Origin of the sequence: Streptomyces sp. T39 (genome assembly GCF_008042045.1) — a bacterium.
In the GTDB taxonomy this organism is placed as follows: domain Bacteria; phylum Actinomycetota; class Actinomycetes; order Streptomycetales; family Streptomycetaceae; genus Streptomyces.
In genome coordinates this window covers 735,749-752,082 of the sequence record NZ_RDBP01000012.1, presented here as the reverse complement: position 1 = coordinate 752,082, position 16,334 = coordinate 735,749, and the positions used below count along the sequence as shown (strand labels likewise).

14 protein-coding genes and 2 pseudogenes are annotated in these 16,334 nt (G+C 72.1%); 10 read left to right on the top strand and 6 right to left on the bottom strand.

Annotated features, from left to right (window positions below):
- Nucleotides 1-36: 36 nt before the first annotated feature.
- Nucleotides 37-966, bottom strand: coding sequence for an RNA polymerase sigma factor SigF (locus EAO77_RS04255; RefSeq protein ID WP_147986774.1), 930 nt, complete (start codon nucleotides 964-966; stop codon nucleotides 37-39).
- A gap of 281 nt (nucleotides 967-1,247) precedes the next feature.
- On the opposite strand from EAO77_RS04255, the gene EAO77_RS04250 reads away from it, so the two are divergent.
- Together EAO77_RS04250 and EAO77_RS04245 are read left to right on the top strand one after the other, a co-directional pair.
- Nucleotides 1,248-1,619 (top strand): STAS domain-containing protein, encoded by a 372-nt coding sequence (locus tag EAO77_RS04250; protein ID WP_147986773.1) that lies wholly within the window; start codon nucleotides 1,248-1,250, stop codon nucleotides 1,617-1,619.
- A 173-nt stretch (nucleotides 1,620-1,792) separates the two neighbouring features.
- Complete coding sequence (locus tag EAO77_RS04245) at nucleotides 1,793-2,290, top strand: ATP-binding protein (RefSeq protein WP_147986772.1); 498 nt, start codon at nucleotides 1,793-1,795, stop codon at nucleotides 2,288-2,290.
- Between the two features lie 375 nt (nucleotides 2,291-2,665).
- On the opposite strand, the gene EAO77_RS04240 is transcribed toward EAO77_RS04245, so the two are convergent.
- Nucleotides 2,666-4,186: a peptide MFS transporter gene (locus tag EAO77_RS04240; protein WP_147986771.1), complete on the bottom strand. Its 1,521-nt coding sequence runs from the start codon at nucleotides 4,184-4,186 to the stop codon at nucleotides 2,666-2,668.
- A gap of 470 nt (nucleotides 4,187-4,656) precedes the next feature.
- Here EAO77_RS04240 and EAO77_RS04235 point away from each other — a divergent pair, with 470 nt between their 5' ends.
- Both EAO77_RS04235 and EAO77_RS04230 read left to right on the top strand, forming a co-directional pair.
- A complete protein-coding gene (locus tag EAO77_RS04235; RefSeq protein WP_147986770.1) occupies nucleotides 4,657-5,334 on the top strand; it encodes a response regulator transcription factor in 678 nt (225 codons plus the stop codon).
- A gap of 56 nt (nucleotides 5,335-5,390) precedes the next feature.
- Nucleotides 5,391-6,656: an ATP-binding protein gene (locus EAO77_RS04230; protein WP_147986769.1), complete on the top strand. Its 1,266-nt coding sequence runs from the start codon at nucleotides 5,391-5,393 to the stop codon at nucleotides 6,654-6,656.
- Between the two features lie 29 nt (nucleotides 6,657-6,685).
- Here EAO77_RS04230 and EAO77_RS04225 read toward each other — a convergent pair whose 3' ends face one another.
- Nucleotides 6,686-7,213: a GtrA family protein gene (locus EAO77_RS04225; RefSeq protein WP_147986768.1), complete on the bottom strand. Its 528-nt coding sequence runs from the start codon at nucleotides 7,211-7,213 to the stop codon at nucleotides 6,686-6,688.
- Between the two features lie 197 nt (nucleotides 7,214-7,410).
- On the opposite strand from EAO77_RS04225, the gene EAO77_RS04220 reads away from it, so the two are divergent.
- The 4 genes from EAO77_RS04220 to EAO77_RS04205 all read left to right on the top strand — a co-directional run bounded on the left by EAO77_RS04220 (nucleotide 7,411) and on the right by EAO77_RS04205 (nucleotide 11,794).
- Entirely contained in the window at nucleotides 7,411-8,529 is a 1,119-nt protein-coding gene (locus EAO77_RS04220) for a 5-(carboxyamino)imidazole ribonucleotide synthase (protein WP_261993955.1), read from the top strand.
- Entirely contained in the window at nucleotides 8,526-9,047 is a 522-nt protein-coding gene (purE, locus tag EAO77_RS04215; RefSeq protein WP_147986766.1) for a 5-(carboxyamino)imidazole ribonucleotide mutase, read from the top strand. The genes EAO77_RS04220 and purE overlap by 4 nt, the downstream gene beginning before the upstream one ends.
- Nucleotides 9,048-9,068: 21 nt before the next feature.
- Complete coding sequence (locus EAO77_RS04210) at nucleotides 9,069-10,289, top strand: dipeptidase (protein WP_147986765.1); 1,221 nt, start codon at nucleotides 9,069-9,071, stop codon at nucleotides 10,287-10,289.
- Between the two features lie 395 nt (nucleotides 10,290-10,684).
- Complete coding sequence (locus EAO77_RS04205; protein WP_147986764.1) at nucleotides 10,685-11,794, top strand: membrane dipeptidase; 1,110 nt, start codon at nucleotides 10,685-10,687, stop codon at nucleotides 11,792-11,794.
- Nucleotides 11,795-11,830: 36 nt separating this feature from the next.
- Here EAO77_RS04205 and EAO77_RS04200 read toward each other — a convergent pair whose 3' ends face one another.
- The gene (locus tag EAO77_RS04200) at nucleotides 11,831-12,190 is read right to left on the bottom strand and encodes a VOC family protein (RefSeq protein WP_147986763.1); all 360 of its coding nucleotides are present in this window, start codon (nucleotides 12,188-12,190) and stop codon (nucleotides 11,831-11,833) included.
- 108 nt (nucleotides 12,191-12,298) lie between these two features.
- Between EAO77_RS04200 and EAO77_RS04195 the strand changes: the two genes are divergently transcribed.
- Entirely contained in the window at nucleotides 12,299-12,796 is a 498-nt protein-coding gene (locus EAO77_RS04195; RefSeq protein WP_147986762.1) for a CGNR zinc finger domain-containing protein, read from the top strand.
- 87 nt (nucleotides 12,797-12,883) lie between these two features.
- Here EAO77_RS04195 and EAO77_RS04190 read toward each other — a convergent pair.
- Both EAO77_RS04190 and EAO77_RS04185 read right to left on the bottom strand, forming a co-directional pair.
- A pseudogene (locus EAO77_RS04190) lies at nucleotides 12,884-13,606 on the bottom strand (nucleotide sugar dehydrogenase); the annotation flags it as partial.
- 14 nt (nucleotides 13,607-13,620) lie between these two features.
- Nucleotides 13,621-14,520, bottom strand: a pseudogene (locus EAO77_RS04185) (UDP-glucose dehydrogenase family protein); the annotation flags it as partial.
- 192 nt (nucleotides 14,521-14,712) lie between these two features.
- Between EAO77_RS04185 and EAO77_RS04180 the strand changes: the two are divergent.
- A complete protein-coding gene (locus tag EAO77_RS04180; RefSeq protein WP_147986761.1) occupies nucleotides 14,713-15,870 on the top strand; it encodes an acyl-CoA dehydrogenase in 1,158 nt (385 codons plus the stop codon).
- Nucleotides 15,871-16,334 lie beyond the last annotated feature (464 nt).

Sequence of the window (16,334 nt, the reverse complement as noted above, 5' to 3'; positions counted from 1 at the left end):
CCGCGCGCCGTGCACAGGCCGTGGGCGGCGTCTGCCTCACTGCTCGACGGTGAGGCCCTTGCGCAGCTTGACCAGGGTCTTCGTCAGCAGACGCGACACGTGCATCTGCGAGATGCCGAGCTCCTCGCCGATCTCCGACTGCGTCATGTTCGCCACGAAGCGCAGGCTGAGGATCGTGCGGTCGCGCGCCGGGAGGGAGGCGATCATCGGCTTCAGCGACTCGACGTACTCGATGCCTTCGAGGCCGTCGTCCTCGTAGCCGATGCGGTCCGCCAGCGCGCTCTCGCTGTCGTCGTCCTCCGGCTGGGCGTCCAGCGAGCTGGCCGTGTAGGCGTTGCTCGCCGCCATGCCCTCGGCGACCTCCTCGCGGCTGATGCCGAGGTGCTCGGCCAGTTCCCCGGCGGTCGGCGCGCGGTCGAGGCGCTGGGACAGCTCGTCGCCGGCCTTCGCCAGTTCGAGCCGCAGCTCCTGGAGCCGCCGCGGGACGCGCACGGACCACGAGGTGTCGCGGAAGAAGCGCTTGATCTCGCCGATGATGGTCGGCATCGCGAAGGTGGGGAACTCGACGCCCCGGCTGAGCTCGAACCGGTCGATCGCCTTGATCAGCCCGATCGTGCCGACCTGGACGATGTCCTCCATCGGCTCGCTGCGGGTCCGGAAGCGCGACGCGGCGAACTTGACCAGGGCCAGGTTCAGTTCGATCAGGGTGTTGCGTACGTATGCGTGTGCGTGGGTGCCCTCCTCGAGGGCGGCCAGCCGGTCGAAGAGCGTCCTGGACAGCGCGCGCGAGTCCAGCGTGCTCAATTCGCCGGGGTCGGGAATGTCGGGCAGGCCCTCGAGCCCGTCCGGGACGCCCGCGGTCCGGTACTCCTCGTGGTGGGGTTCCGCCGGGGCGAAGTCGTACGTTGCCGACGGCGCGGTGGGGGTACGCGAATCGTCGAGCCGGGGTGACATGGTCTCCTCCATCGTTCTCGGCATATGGCTGCCGAAGCCGTGCATGCAGCTGCGGTGAGCGGCGCCTCCAAAGCCGGCCTGGTCGGGTGTGTCTCCACTAGCCCTATCGGTTCCGCGGGACGGGTGGCAAGTGACGTCACTTCGATATGTCCGTATTGCCTGTTAGTTCGGCTACCCCGTGGCGCGCGGAGCGGCTAGTGTTCGGGGGTGTCCGCACGATCCCGAGGGATGGTGTGACATGCGGCACCAATACGGTGGACGAAGCAGCGACGACACGGCGAAGAGGGACGGGCATGGACCGCGAGACGGTCGGCAGCGTGAATCGGGGCCGACTCCAGGTCGAGGTTCGGACCGAGGGGCGCAGCGAAATCGTGAGGCCGGCGGGTGAGTTGGATCACCACACGGCCGAACTGCTGCGTGTGCCCTTGGAAGAGGCGGTCGACCGGGGCCGGGTACGGCTGGTGGTCGACTGTTCACAGCTCGACTTCTGCGACTCCACCGGACTCAATGTGCTGCTCGGCGCCCGGCTGAAGGCCGAGGCCGGCGGGGGAGGGGTTCATTTGGCGGGGATGCGGCCCGTGGTGGCCAGGGTCTTCGAGATCACCGGGGCAGAAGCCGTCTTCACCGTGCACCGCACGCTGGAAGACGCCCTGGCGGACGACTGAACGGCTTCCCTTCCGTGCCGTACGTGCCGAGCGTCACGTGGGTCACGGCGACCGGTGGGTGTCGTCACGTCCCCTCCGGGCAGGAGACCCCCGCGGGGCCGCGCACGCAGGCGCTCCGCGGACACAAGCAATGGCGATCTGGTGATTCGGTGAATCGGTGAGGTGAAGCGCTGATGAGCACCACCCGGCAGCAGCCGCCGGGCGACCTGGGCCCCGAGCCCGGCGACGCGGGCGCGGCACCGGCCGTGTCCGCACCGGCGGGCGGCGCGGTGCGCCGTCTCGCGCTCGGCAGCGCCAGCGGCATCGTCCCGCTCGCCCGCGACTTCACCCGGCAGGCCCTGTACGACTGGGGCTGGCTGCCCGCCGGGAGCGCCGACCGCAGAGCGGCCGCGGAGGACGTCCTGCTGGTCGTCTCCGAGCTGGTCACCAACGCCTGTCTGCACGCCGACGGCCCGGAGGAGCTGCGCGTCGCCTGCGACGGCAAGGTGCTCCGCCTGGAGGTCACCGACCGCGGAGCCGGCCAGCCCGCCCCGCGGACTCCGCACCGCGCGGGCCGTCCCGGCGGCCACGGGATGTTCATCGTCCAGCGTCTCTGCCTCGACTGGGGCGTCGTCCGCACCCCCGGCTCCGCGGGCAAGACGGTCTGGGCCGAACTGGCCGCCCCCGCCTGACACGCACGCACGCACGCGCCCTGCCACGCCCCGCACGCGGGCCTCTCAGGGCACGCGGCCCGACAGGCGCACCCGCGCCTCCTCCCGCAGCGCCCGACGCGCGCGCACGCACCCGCGTCCCCTCGCGCGGCACCCGGCACACGCACCCGCCCTCCCGCAGCGCCCGACGCGCGCGCACGCACCCGCGCCCCCTCACGCGGCGCCCGGCACACGCACCCGCGCCTCCTCCCGCGGCACCCGGCACACGCACCCGCGTCCCCTCCCGCAGCGCCCGGCGCGCGCACACGCACCCGCGCCCCCTCCACGACACGGCGAAGGGCCGCCGCACCGGATCCGGTGCGGCGGCCCTTCGCCGTGACTGCGGTGCGGCCGGGGTCAGTGGACCTCGCCCATCATCGCCTGGACCTTCTTGCGGTACATGAAGACCGCGAAGCCCGCGGCGACCGCCAGGGCCGCCTGCATCGCGATGATCCCGGTCCCGTTGAGGTCGACGCCCGCGAGGGACAGCAGACCCGTGGTGCAGTCACCTGCGGTGACGGCGAGGAACCAGACACCCATCATCTGGGAGGCGTACTTCTGCGGAGCCATCTTGGTGGTGACGGAGAGTCCGACCGGGGACAGGCACAGCTCACCGATCGTCTGGATCATGTAGATCGAGACCAGCCACATCGGGGAGACCTTGGTGCCGTCGCCCGCCATCCCCATCGGGACGACGAAGACGAAGAAGGACGCGCCGACGAGGACCAGACCCATCGCGAACTTCACGATGGTGTTGGGCTCCTGGTTCTTACGGGCGAGCCACAGCCACAGCCAGGCGAAGACCGGCGCCAGGGCCATCACGTACAGCGGGTTCAGCGACTGGTACCAGGTGGCCGAGAAGTCGATGCCGAGGACGCTGCCCGCGGTCTTGTCGTCGGCGAAGAGCGACAGGGTCGAGCCGCCCTGGTCGTAGATCATCCAGAAGATCGCGGCGGCCACGAAGAACCAGATGTAGCCGTTCATCTTGGACTGCTCGCCGGCGCTCAGGTCCTTGTCGCGCTTGATGCGGACGAGGACGGCGACGGGGATGATCAGGCCGGCCAGGGTCAGCGGCACGAGCGCCCAGTTCAGGGTGTACATGCCGAGCGCGACCACGGCGCCGTAGAAGACCGCGGCGACGACCAGCGCACCCACGACCTTGGTGATGACCGCGCGGCGCTCCTCGGCCGACAGCGGGTTGGGCACCTCGTTGCTCTTCGGGCTCAGGTGGCGCGTGCCGATGAGGAACTGGAGCAGACCCAGGCCCATGCCGACCGCGGCGAGCGCGAAGCCGAAGTGCCAGTTGTGCTCCTTGCCGACCGTGCCGATGACGAACGGGGCGACGAAGGCACCGAGGTTGATGCCGATGTAGAAGAGCGTGAAGCCGCCGTCGCGGCGCGGGTCCTCGGGACCGTCGTAGAGGTGGCCGACCATCGTGGAGATGTTGGCCTTCAGCAGACCGGAACCGGCCGCCACGAGCGCGAGACCCACGAAGAACATCGCCTGGCCGGGCACGGCCAGCGCCACGTGACCACCCATGATCACGAAGCCGGCTATGGCGACCGTCTTGCGGGCGCCCCAGACGCGGTCGCCGAACCAGCCGCCGGGCATGGCCATCAGGTAGACCATCGAGACGTAGACGGAGTAGATGGCCGTGGCCATCGCCGCGTCCATCGCGAGGCCGCCGCCCTGGCTGCCCGTCGCGGCGTCGGCGCCGCCGGAGACGATGTAGTACACGAGAAGGGCGCGCATGCCGTAGTAGCTGAAGCGCTCCCACATCTCCGTCATGAAGAGTGTGGCCAGGCCGCGGGGGTGGCCGAAGAAGGTCTTCTCGCTGCCAGGGGTACTGGCCGATGCCTTCGTCAGGCTGGACGCCATGGTCGATCCTTGTTGTGTCGGGACGCGGTGCTTCGTGAGCGAGAACGCGCCCGGTGGGGGCAGCCGGCACCGGCGGCCCGTCCACCGCCCCACGCCTAGGGGCGCGCCGCTCCTCGTGGAGCCGGCACGGAACGGACCTCACCGGGATCCACACCTCCGCGCGTCACCGCACGGGGCCCGGCCCACAGGTCATTCACTTAGCGCTGCCGCGGTGCCGGCGGGACCGGACGCGGACAGAAAGAGAGACCTTTGGTGCGGATGCGCTCCAAAGGCCCCCGGATAGTACTTCAGGCGTCTCGCCACCATACGACACGACAGTGCGGCATATGGAAGGACTTGAGACATCAATCACAGGCAAGGGTGGAACCGTCTGCCGTGAAACGAAGGTCTTCACCAGGATCTCACCCCTGAGTCGAAGCCATGGTCGATCACGCCCCTCCGGCTGAGGCACGCGGACTACCATCACCCTCATGACGCGTGTACTGCTCGCCGAGGACGACGCATCCATCTCCGAACCGCTCGCCCGCGCGCTGCGCCGCGAGGGGTACGAGGTGGAGGTGCGCGAGGACGGTCCGACCGCGCTCGACGCCGGACTCGCGGGCGGTGTCGACCTGGTCGTCCTGGACCTGGGGCTGCCCGGCATGGACGGCCTGGAGGTGGCCCGGCGGCTGCGCGCCGAGGGACACACCATCCCGATCCTGGTCCTGACCGCGCGCGCGGACGAGGTGGACACCGTCGTGGGCCTCGACGCCGGCGCCGACGACTACGTCACCAAGCCGTTCCGGCTCGCCGAGCTGCTCGCCCGGGTCCGGGCCCTGCTGCGCCGCGGCGCCGCGGAGCCGGCCCCCGCCCCCTCCACCCACGGCGTGCGGATCGACGTGGAGTCGCACCGGGCGTGGATGGGCGAGGAGGAGCTCCAGCTGACCGCCAAGGAGTTCGACCTGCTGCGCGTCCTGGTCAGGGACGCGGGACGGGTCGTCACCCGCGACCAGCTGATGCGCGAGGTCTGGGACACCACGTGGTGGTCGTCGACCAAGACCCTGGACATGCACATCTCGTGGCTGCGCAAGAAACTCGGCGACGACGCGGCGAACCCCCGCTACATCGCCACCGTCCGGGGCGTGGGCTTCCGTTTCGAGAAGTCCTGACCCGTCCCGCCCCCCGACCGGGCACGCCCGGTCCCCCGAGCTGGTAGGCAGACCCCATGCGCCGCCGTCTGATCAACTCCACGCTCGCCGTGGTCCTCGTCGTCATCGCCGTCTTCGGGGTCTCCCTGGTGCTGGTGGAGACCCGCACGATCAGCAGCAGCGCCCAGGAGAGCGTCGACTCCGAGGCCCTGCGGCTGGCCAGCATCGTCGACTCCCGGCTCGTGGGCGGTGAGCCGGTCAACCCCGGCATCATCGCCCAGCAGGCGGACATCACCCGCTACGCCGTGATCCGCATCCCGGGCCGCTCGCCCATCGAGATCGGCAAGCGCCCCTCCGGCAGCGTCATCCGCGCCGTCGCCGAGGGGGAGCAGAACACCGAGATCACGGTGGAGGAGTCCCGGTCGGCGGTGACCCGCGAGGTGGCCAGGTCCCTGCTGATCATCGCCGCCGTGGCCCTGCTCGCCGTGGTGGCCGCCGTGGCCCTCGCCGTACGGCAGGCGAACCGGCTCGCGTCACCGCTGACCGACCTGGCCGAGACCGCCGAACGCCTCGGCTCCGGCGACCCCCGCCCCCGGCACCGCCGCTACGGCGTGCCCGAACTGGACCGGGTCGCCGACGTCCTCGACGCCAGCGCCGAGCGGATCGCCCGCATGCTCACCGCCGAGCGCAGGCTGGCCGCCGACGCCTCCCACCAGCTGCGGACCCCGCTGACCGCGCTCTCGATGCGGCTGGAGGAGATCACGCTCACCGACGACCCGGAGACCGTGAAGGAGGAGGCGAGCATCGCCCTGACCCAGGTGGAACGCCTCACCGACGTGGTCCAGCGGCTGCTCACCAATTCCCGTGACCCGCGCATCGGTTCCGCCGTCGCCTTCGACCTGGACGAGGTCGTCAAGCAGCAGCTGGAGGAGTGGCGCCCCGCCTACCGCAGCGCGGGCCGGGCCATCGTGCACTCCGGCCGGCGCGGGATGCGGGCGGTCGGCACCCCCGGCGCCGTCGCCCAGGTGCTGGCCGCGCTGATCGAGAACTCGCTGATGCACGGCGGCGGCACCGTCGCCGTCCGCACCCGGGTCACCGGCAACCAGGCGGTCGTCGAGGTCACCGACGAGGGGCCGGGCGTCCCCGCCGACCTCGGCGCGCGGATCTTCGAGCGGACCATCAGCGGCCGCAACTCCACCGGGATCGGCCTCGCCGTGGCCCGGGACCTCGCGGAGGCCGACGGCGGACGTCTCGAACTGCTCCAGCAGCATCCGCCGGTGTTCGCGATCTTCCTCAGCCGGGTGGCCCGCAGGCGCAAGGACGAGAAGCCGACCGTGCGCTGACCGCTGCCGCGGTCGGCCCCGGGAACGCGTCAGCGTCCGACCGGGTCCGGCTCGGCGGGCACGTCGAGGTCCGCGGCCGTACGCGGCCGCGGCTGCGCGAGCAGCGGTTCGGGCGTCGCGGCGGGCATCGCCCGGAACACCCAGGTGCGGTAGGACCAGAAGCGGAACAGCGTCGCTATCCCGATGCCCAGGAACTTGAAGACGTTGCTCTGCAGCGGGGTGTCCCAGCCGAACCCGTAGGTCGCGGCGTACAGGATGCCGTTCTCGATCACCAGACCGGCCGCGCTGAACAGCAGGAAGAGCGTCATCTCCCGGGTGCGGCCGCTCTTGTCGCGGTCGCGGTAGGTGAAGTAGCGGAAGCCGACGTAGTTGAACGCGATGGCGACCACGGTCGCGAGGACCGACGCCCGCACCACCGGCAGCTCGGTCAGATGCCGTACCAGGTTGAACACCGCGAGATTGACCAGCAGGCCCGCACCGCCGACCGCGCCGAACTTCGCGATCTCCCGCGCGAGCTGCCGCACCCGGCCGCGCAGTCCTCCGCGTCGTTCGCTCATGGTGCGTGTCCAGTCTCGTCGGATCGGAGGCGTCGAGCGGCAGCGTCGACACCGCCATGCTATCCAGGCCGCCCCCGCGACGCCCGGGGGTCGCGAGGAGGGTGTGACGGCCGCTACAGCTCTTGTCGGAACATACGGGGGACGGGGGCACCCGCCTCGGCGGATACCCTGAAGGGGTGACGTTCCCGGTAGTCGGCATGGTCGGTGGCGGTCAGCTCGCCCGTATGACCCACGAGGCGGGCATCCCCCTCGGCCTGAAATTCAAGCTCCTCAGTGACACCCCTCAGGACTCCGCGGCCCAGGTCGTCGGTGATGTCGTCATCGGCGACTACCGCGACCTGGACACGCTGCGCGCGTTCGCCCGCGGTTGTGACGTGATCACCTTCGACCACGAGCACGTCCCGTACGAGCACCTGCGGGCCCTGGAGGCCGACGGCATCGCCGTCCGCCCCGGGCCCGAGGCCCTGGTGCACGCACAGGACAAGGGCGTGATGCGCGCCAGGCTCATGGAGATCGGCGCGCCCTGCCCGCGCCACCGCATCGTGGCCGATCCCGCGGACGCCGTCGCGTTCGCCGAGGAGGTCGGGGGCTTCCCGGTCATCCTCAAGACCGTGCGGGGCGGCTACGACGGCAAGGGCGTGTGGTTCGTCCGCAGCCGGGAGGACGCCGAGGCCCCGTTCAAGGCGGGGGTGGCGGTCCTCGCCGAGGAGAAGGTCGACTTCGTGCGCGAGCTCGCCGCGAACATCGTCCGCTCCCCGCACGGCCAGGCCGTCGCCTACCCGGTGGTCGAGTCGCAGCAGGTCGACGGTGTGTGCGACACCGTGATCGCGCCCGCGCCCGGTCTCTCGGACGAGCTCGCCGGGCAGGCGCAGGAGCTCGCGCTGCGGATCGCGAAGGAGCTCGGCGTCGTCGGACACCTCGCGGTCGAGCTGTTCGAGACCCGCGACGGCCGGATCCTCGTCAACGAGCTCGCCATGCGGCCCCACAACTCCGGCCACTGGACCCAGGACGGCGCGGTCACCTCGCAGTTCGCCAACCACGTCCGCGCCGTGCTCGACCTCCCGCTGGGCGACCCCCGGCCGAGGGCCCCGTGGACGGTGATGTGCAATGTCCTCGGCGGCGACTACCCCGACATGTACGCGGCGTACCTGCACTGCATGGCGAGGGACCCGCAGCTCAAGATCCACATGTACGGCAAGGACGTGAAGCCCGGCCGCAAGGTCGGCCACGTCAACACCTACGGCGACGACCTCGACGACGTGCTGGAGCGCGCCCGTCACGCCGCCGGCTACCTGCGAGGAACGATCACCGAATGAGCGCTGTCGTCGGCATTGTCATGGGCTCGGACTCCGACTGGCCCGTCATGGAGCTCGCCGCGCAGGCCCTCGACGAGTTCGAGATCGCCTACGAGGTCGACGTCGTCTCCGCCCACCGCATGCCGCGCGAGATGATCGCCTACGGCGAGCGGGCCGCGGACCGCGGGCTGAAGGTGATCATCGCCGGCGCCGGGGGAGCGGCCCACCTGCCGGGCATGCTGGCCTCCGTCACCCCGCTGCCCGTGATCGGCGTCCCCGTCCCGCTGAAGTACCTGGACGGCATGGACTCGCTGCTGTCCATCGTGCAGATGCCCGCCGGGGTGCCGGTCGCCACCGTCTCGGTCGGCGGCGCGCGCAACGCGGGCCTGCTCGCCGCCCGCATCCTCGCCACCCGGGACGAGGAGCTGCTCGGACGGATGCGCGACTTCCAGCAGGAGCTGAACGACCAGGCCACCGAGAAGGGCAAGCGGCTGCGGGCCAAGGTGCAGGGAGCGGACTCCTTCGGCTTCGGCAAGTAGGGCGCCGGGAAGTAACACCGAATGACATCCCCCACCCAGCCCACGCCGGCCGCCTCGCACCACCTCGGCCGGGCGCGCGAGCTGCTCGCCGCGCACCCGGTCGTCGACGGCCACAACGACCTGCCCTGGGCGCTGCGCCAGCACGTCCGCTACGACCTGGACCGGCTGGACATCGCGGACGACCAGCGGGGCCGGCTGCACACCGACATCCCCCGGCTGCGCGCCGGGGGCGTCGGCGCGCAGTTCTGGTCCGTGTACGTGCGCAGCGACCTGGCGGGCGACGACGCGGTCAGCGCCACCCTGGAGCAGATCGACGTCGTCGGCCGGCTGCTCACCCGCTACCCCGCCGACCTGGCGCGGGCGCTGAGCGCCGAGGACATGGAGACCGCCCGCGGCGAGGGCCGGATCGCCTCCCTGATGGGCGCCGAGGGCGGGCACTCCATCAACAACTCGCTGGCCACCCTGCGGGCGCTGTACGCGCTGGGCGTGCGTTACATGACGCTCACCCACAACGACAACATCGCGTGGGCGGACTCGGCGACCGACGAGCCGGGCGTCGGCGGCCTCTCCGCGTTCGGCCACGAGGTCGTGCGCGAGATGAACCGCGTCGGCATGCTCGTCGACCTCTCGCACGTCGCCGATTCGACGATGCGCCACGCGCTCGCCGCCTCGGCCGCGCCGGTGATCTTCTCGCACTCCTCGTCGCGGGCCGTGTGCGACCACCCGCGCAACGTGCCCGACGACGTGCTGGCGCTGCTGCCCGCGAACGGGGGCGTCGCGATGGCCACCTTCGTGCCGAAGTTCATCCTCCCCGCGGCCGTGGAGTGGACCCGTGCCGCGGACGACAACATGCGCGCCCACGGCCTGCACCACCTGGACACCACGCCCCGCGCGATGAAGATCCACGAGGAGTTCGAGGCGGCGAACCCGAGGCCGGTCGCGACCGCCGCCACGGTCGCCGACCACCTCGACCACATGCGGGAGGTCGCCGGCGTCGACCACATCGGCATCGGCGGCGACTACGACGGGACCGCCTTCACCCCGGCCGGCCTGGACGACGTCGCCGGCTACCCGAACCTCGTCGCCGAGCTGCTCCACCGCGGCTGGTCGGAGGCCGATCTGGCCAAGCTGACCTGGCAGAACGCCGTCCGCGCACTGCGCGGCGCGGAGGACGTGGCCCGCGACCTCCAGGAGACCCGCGGCCCCTCCGTCGCCACGATCGACCAGCTCGACGCGGTCTGACGCACGGGCGTCCCGTCCCTCACGGGGGGCCGCGGGCACCTGCCGCGTGACCCCGGCCGGGGCGGGCGGGCGGTCGTCCGGGACGGGCCCGGCCGGCGCGCCTCGATGTCGCTCCCGGCCGGTCCGGCGCGGTCGCGGACGCTCCCGCTCGGGGACCTGCGCCCCCCGGCCGGGCACCGGCGGCGGGCCGCGAAGCCGCCCGCCGGCGGGGCGGCGCGGGCACCCGCTGCACGGTCCCGCGCGGGAGTGTCTTCGCCGCGCGCCGGACGAGCCGCCCACCGGGTCCCTCGAACGCTCCGCCCGCCGCGACCCGTCCCCGCCCCCGTGCCACGGTTGGCGTACCGGCCCGCCGTGCCGCGGCCGGACCACGCCAAGGCAGCGACCGGAGCACCCTCATGGCAGAACCGCAGGACGTCACGTCCTTCACCACCGCCGATCTCCGGGCGCTCGAAGCGCTCGAGACCCTCGGGGAGACGGGCGGCTCCGACGCCCCCGGACGGCCTGCCGAGGCCCTGCCCGCCACCGCTCCCGACGCCGTGCCGGACTCCCTGGCCCGTGCCGAGGCCCTGCTGCGCACCCACCCCGTGGCGGACGGACGCAGCGGGCTCGCCCCGGTCCTGCGGAGCATGCACTTCCACGACCTCCAAGCGGGCGAGAGCCTGCTGGAGACCGACGTCCCACGCCTGCGGCGCGGCCGGGTCGGCGCGCAGTTCTGGTCGCTGCACCCGCCGTCGGGCGGGGACGCCACCCTCGCCGGCGTCCTCGAACTCCTCGACCTCGTCCGCACCACGGCCGCCGCCACCCCTGAGGGGCTGCTCCTGGCGGCGGGCGCCGACGACCTCGTCGACGCCCGCAACCGCGGCCGCACCGCGGTGCTGCTCGGCCCCGCGCCGGGCCAGGTGCTCGGCGACTCGCTCGCCGCGCTGCGCGCCCTGCACACCCTCGGCGTGCGCAGCGTGACCCTGGCGGGCACGCGCTGGGCGGGGGAGCGCGGTCCGACGCGGCTCGGTCACGAGATGATCCGGGAGATGAACCGGCTGGGTGTCGTCGCCGACCTCTCGGGGAGCACGCCCGACACCGTCCGCCGGGTGCTCGCGGTCGGCCGCGTCCCCGCGATCGTCTCCCACCCGCCGGAGCCGCTCCCGGACGACACCCTGCGCGCTCTGCGCGCCGCAGGAGGCGTCTGCATGGTGCCGTGCACCCCCGGCACCCCGGCGCAGACCGCCGACGCGCTCGAACGCGTCCGCGAGGTGGCCGGCCCCGAGACCGTGGCGCTGACGGGCGCCTACGACACCGGCCTGCCGCACGCCCCGGGCCTCGCCGACGTGTCGTGCTTCCCCCGCCTGATCGCCCATCTCCTGGAGCGCGGCTGGCCCGAGGCCGATGTCACCGCGCTGACCTGGTCGAACGTGGTGCGGGTGCTGCGCGAGGCGGAGTTCGCCGCCCGAGCGGCGGCGTCGCGGGAGGCACCGTCACGCGCCACCCTCGACACCCTGGGCTCCTGAAGGCCCCCCGGCGGCAGGGTTTCGGGCCGCCCCGGCTCAGCAGGCGCAGAGGCAGAACGGATGCCCCGCCGGGTCGGCGTACACCCGGAAGCTGCGTGACCTGTCGTCCGTGTCCAGTGCGGTGGCGCCGAGGGCCAGCACCTGCTTCTCCGCCGCGTCCAGATCCTCCACCGTCACGTCGAGGTGGAACTGCTGCGACTCCTTGGGCGACGGCCACTTCGGCGGCTCGAAGCCGGGTGCGGCCTGGAACGCGAGCGTCGCGCCCTCGCCCTTGAGGTCGACCCATCCGTCGCCGTCGTCCTCGATCTCGCCGCCGAGCAGCTCCGCGTAGAAGCGCGCGAGCGCGGCGGGGTCGGGACAGTCCAGTACGACGGCTCCCAGCTTGGCGATGCTCATGACTGCTCCTCCTGGTGTCACCGGACGATTCATGACGGCGTTACCGGTAGACGGCTTCAACCGGTCACCGTTACTGCATGCTCCCGCAAAGGAGGTAACGTCGCAACCATGAATGAGAGGGCATCCGCACCCGGCGGGCTCGCGCTGATCGAGGCGCTGGTCAACACGCTGGACGTCGAATCGGGCGCGGACGCCCTCGGCGCGCCGGAGAACCGGGAGCGCTTCGCCCTCGCGGAGGGGGACGTCGACGCGGCCCGCACCCTGCGCGAGGCGCTGCGCGCGGCCTGTCTCGCCCACGCCGGACACGGCACCTGCGAGGAACTGGACGCGCTGCTCGCGGACGCCCCGCTGCGGGTCTCGGTCTCCGCGGACGGTGCGGCCGCCCTCCGTGCCGTCGGGCCGGACGTCCTGCTGGGCCGGGTCGCCCTGGCGGTCGCGGCCGGGGCCGCGGACGGCACCTGGGCGCGTCTCAAGGCGTGCGAGGCCGACGACTGCCGGTGGGCGTACTACGACCGCAGCCCCGCGGGCCGCCGCCGCTGGTGCTCGATGTCCGTCTGCGGCGCCCGGGCCAAGATGCGCACCTACCGCGCCCGCCGCGAGGTCTGAGCACGCCGGCGCGACGGGCCGGGGGACACCGATGCCCGGGACGCCCGCGGCGCGGGCGTCCCGGGCATCGCCGGGAGCGGCGGAGGGTCAGGCGACCGGGCGGCCCATCGCGCGGTACGTCCAGCCCGCCGAGCGCCACACCTGCGGGTCCAGCGCGTTCCGGCCGTCGAGCACGATGCGCTCGGACGCCACCTCGCCCAGCGCCGCGGGGTCCAGCTCGCGGAACTCGCGCCACTCCGTCAGGTGCAGCACCACGTCCGCGCCGCGCACGGCCTCCAGCGCCGAGTCCGCGTAGGCCAGCGTCGGGAACAGCCGGCGTGCGTTCTCCATGCCCTTGGGGTCGTAGACGGTGACCTGGCCGCCCTGGAGCTGTATCTGGCCGGCCACGTTGAGCGCCGGCGAGTCGCGCACGTCGTCCGAGTCCGGCTTGAACGTCGCGCCGAGCACCGCCACCCGCTTGCCCAGGAACGAGCCGCCGCCCACGGCCTCCCGCGCCAGCTCGACCATGTGTCCGCGGCGCCGCATGTTGATGGAGTCGACCTCGCGCAGGAACGTCAGCGCCTGGTCCGCGCCCAGCTCACCGGCGCGGGCCATGAACGCCCGGATGTCCTTGGGCAGGCAGCCGCCGCCGAAGCCGACGCCCGCCCGCAGGAACCGCCGTCCGATCCGGTCGTCGTGCCCGATCGCCTCGGCCAGCTTCACCACGTCGCCGCCGGCCGCCTCGCACACCTCGGCCATGGCGTTGATGAACGAGATCTTCGTGGCGAGGAAGGAGTTCGCCGCGGTCTTCACCAGCTCGGCCGTCGGGAACCGCGGCGCCGCATGTTGATGGAGTCGACCTCGCGCAGGAACGTCAGCGCCTGGTCCGCGCCCAGCTCACCGGCGCGGGCCATGAACGCCCGGATGTCCTTGGGCAGGCAGCCGCCGCCGAAGCCGACGCCCGCCCGCAGGAACCGCCGTCCGATCCGGTCGTCGTGCCCGATCGCCTCGGCCAGCTTCACCACGTCGCCGCCGGCCGCCTCGCACACCTCGGCCATGGCGTTGATGAACGAGATCTTCGTGGCGAGGAAGGAGTTCGCCGCGGTCTTCACCAGCTCGGCCGTCGGGAAGTCCGTCACCACGAACGGCGACCCCTCCCCGATCGGGGTCGCGTACACCTCGCGGAGCACCTTCTCCGCGTGCGCGCTGCCGACGCCGACCACGATCCGGTCGGGGTGCAGGGTGTCCTCGACCGCGAAGCCCTCGCGCAGGAACTCCGGGTTCCAGGCCAGCTCCACGTCGCCCGGGGCCTGCTCGGCGAGCAGCCGCGCGAGCCGCTCCGCGCTGCCGACCGGCACGGTCGACTTGCCGACGACCAGCGCCTGGCCGGACAGGTGGGGGGCGAGCGAGGCGAAGGCGGAGTCCACGTAACTCATGTCGCAGGCGTACTCGCCGTGCTTCTGCGGAGTGTTCACGCAGACGAAGTGGACGTCGCCGAACGCGCCGACCTCCTCCCAGGAGGTCGTGAACCGCAGACGCCCGCTGGACCCCTCGATGCCGGCCACGTGCCGGCGCAGCAGGTCCTCCAGGCCGGGCTCGTACATCGGCACCCGGCCCGTGGACAGCAGCTCGATCTTCTCGGGCACGATGTCGAGGCCGAGCACCTCGAAGCCGAGCTCCGCCATGGCCGCGGCGTGGGTGGCACCGAGGTAGCCGGTGCCGATCACGGTGATCTTGAGGGCCATGCGTGCTCCAGTACTGATGCGCGGGCGAAGGTGCGCGCCCGAGCATATCCGCGCGGGCTCCACGGTCGAATCCGGCCGTCCTGCCGGTGCCTGCCGGGCCTGTCGTCAAGCTCACGTATGCCGGGCGCCGGGCACCCGTCTAAAATTGGGTTACTTAACGGTAGTTAGCAGCAGCTTGGGGAGTGAGACACCTTGGCAGGATCGGCCGACTTCGATCTGTACCGCCCGTCCGAAGAGCACGACATGCTCCGCGAGACGGTCCGCTCCCTGACCGAGGCGAAGATCGCACCCTTCGCCGCGGCGGTGGACGAGGAGGCCCGTTTCCCGCAGGAGGCGCTCGACGCCCTGGTCGCCTCCGACCTGCACGCCGTGCACGTCCCGGAGTCCTACGGCGGCGCCGGCGCCGACGCGCTCGCCACCGTCATCGTGATCGAGGAGGTCGCCCGCGCCTGCGTCTCGTCCTCGCTGATCCCCGCGGTCAACAAGCTGGGCTCCCTCCCGGTCATCCTCTCCGGCTCCGAGGAGCTGAAGAAGAAGTACCTGGGCCCGCTCGCCAAGGGCGACGCGATGTTCTCGTACTGCCTCTCCGAGCCGGACGCCGGCTCGGACGCGGCGGGCATGAAGACCCGCGCGGTGCGCGACGGCGACTTCTGGGTCCTCAACGGCGTGAAGCGCTGGATCACCAACGCCGGCGTCTCCGACTTCTACACGGTGATGGCCGTCACCGACCCGGACAAGCGCTCCAAGGGCATCAGCGCCTTCGTCGTGGAGAAGTCCGACGAGGGCGTCTCCTTCGGCGCTCCGGAGAAGAAGCTCGGCATCAAGGGCTCCCCGACCCGCGAGGTGTACCTCGACAACGTCCGCATCCCCGCCGACCGCATGATCGGTGCGGAGGGCACGGGCTTCGCCACCGCGATGCAGACCCTGGACCACACCCGCATCACCATCGCCGCCCAGGCCCTCGGTGTCGCGCAGGGCGCCCTCGACTACGCCAAGGGCTACGTCCAGGAGCGCAAGCAGTTCGGCAAGCCGATCGCCGACTTCCAGGGCATCCAGTTCATGCTCGCGGACATGGCCATGAAGATCGAGGCCGCCCGCCAGCTCACCTACGCCGCCGCCGCCAAGTCCGAGCGCGGCGACGCCGACCTCACCTTCCAGGGCGCCGCGGCCAAGTGCTTCGCCTCCGACGTCGCCATGGAGGTCACCACCGACGCCGTCCAGCTGCTCGGCGGCTACGGCTACACCCGTGACTACCCGGTCGAGCGCATGATGCGCGACGCGAAGATCACGCAGATCTACGAGGGCACCAACCAGGTCCAGCGCATCGTCATGGCGCGCAACCTGCCGTAACCGCCTCCGCGGATCTCCCGCCACGGCCCCCGGCGCCCGCCGGGGGCCGTGGTGCGTTCCGCCCGCGCGAGCCGGCGGCGGCGGTCGCGGTTCCGCCGCGCCGGGCGTCACGCGCCCGAGTCGTCGGAAGTCGTCGGAAGTGTCCACCTCCTGCTACGGCTGGGACTCATGGGGCCTGGGTGGCGCCATTGACGCGCGTAGCGACAACCGCTTCAGTGGTCGGACGCCGACCGGCGTGAACGGTCCTGTCGCCCCAACTCCCGCTCCACGGAGGATCCGTGAGATTTCATGCGGCACCGGCACGGCACATACCGGCGGTCCTCACCGCCGTTCTCGGACTCACCCTGACGGCCCTCGCACCCGCCYCCCAGGCCCCATGAGTCCCAGCCGTAGCAGGAGGTGGACACTTCCGACGACTTCCGACGACTCGGGCGCGTGACGCCCGGCGCGGCGGAACCGCGACC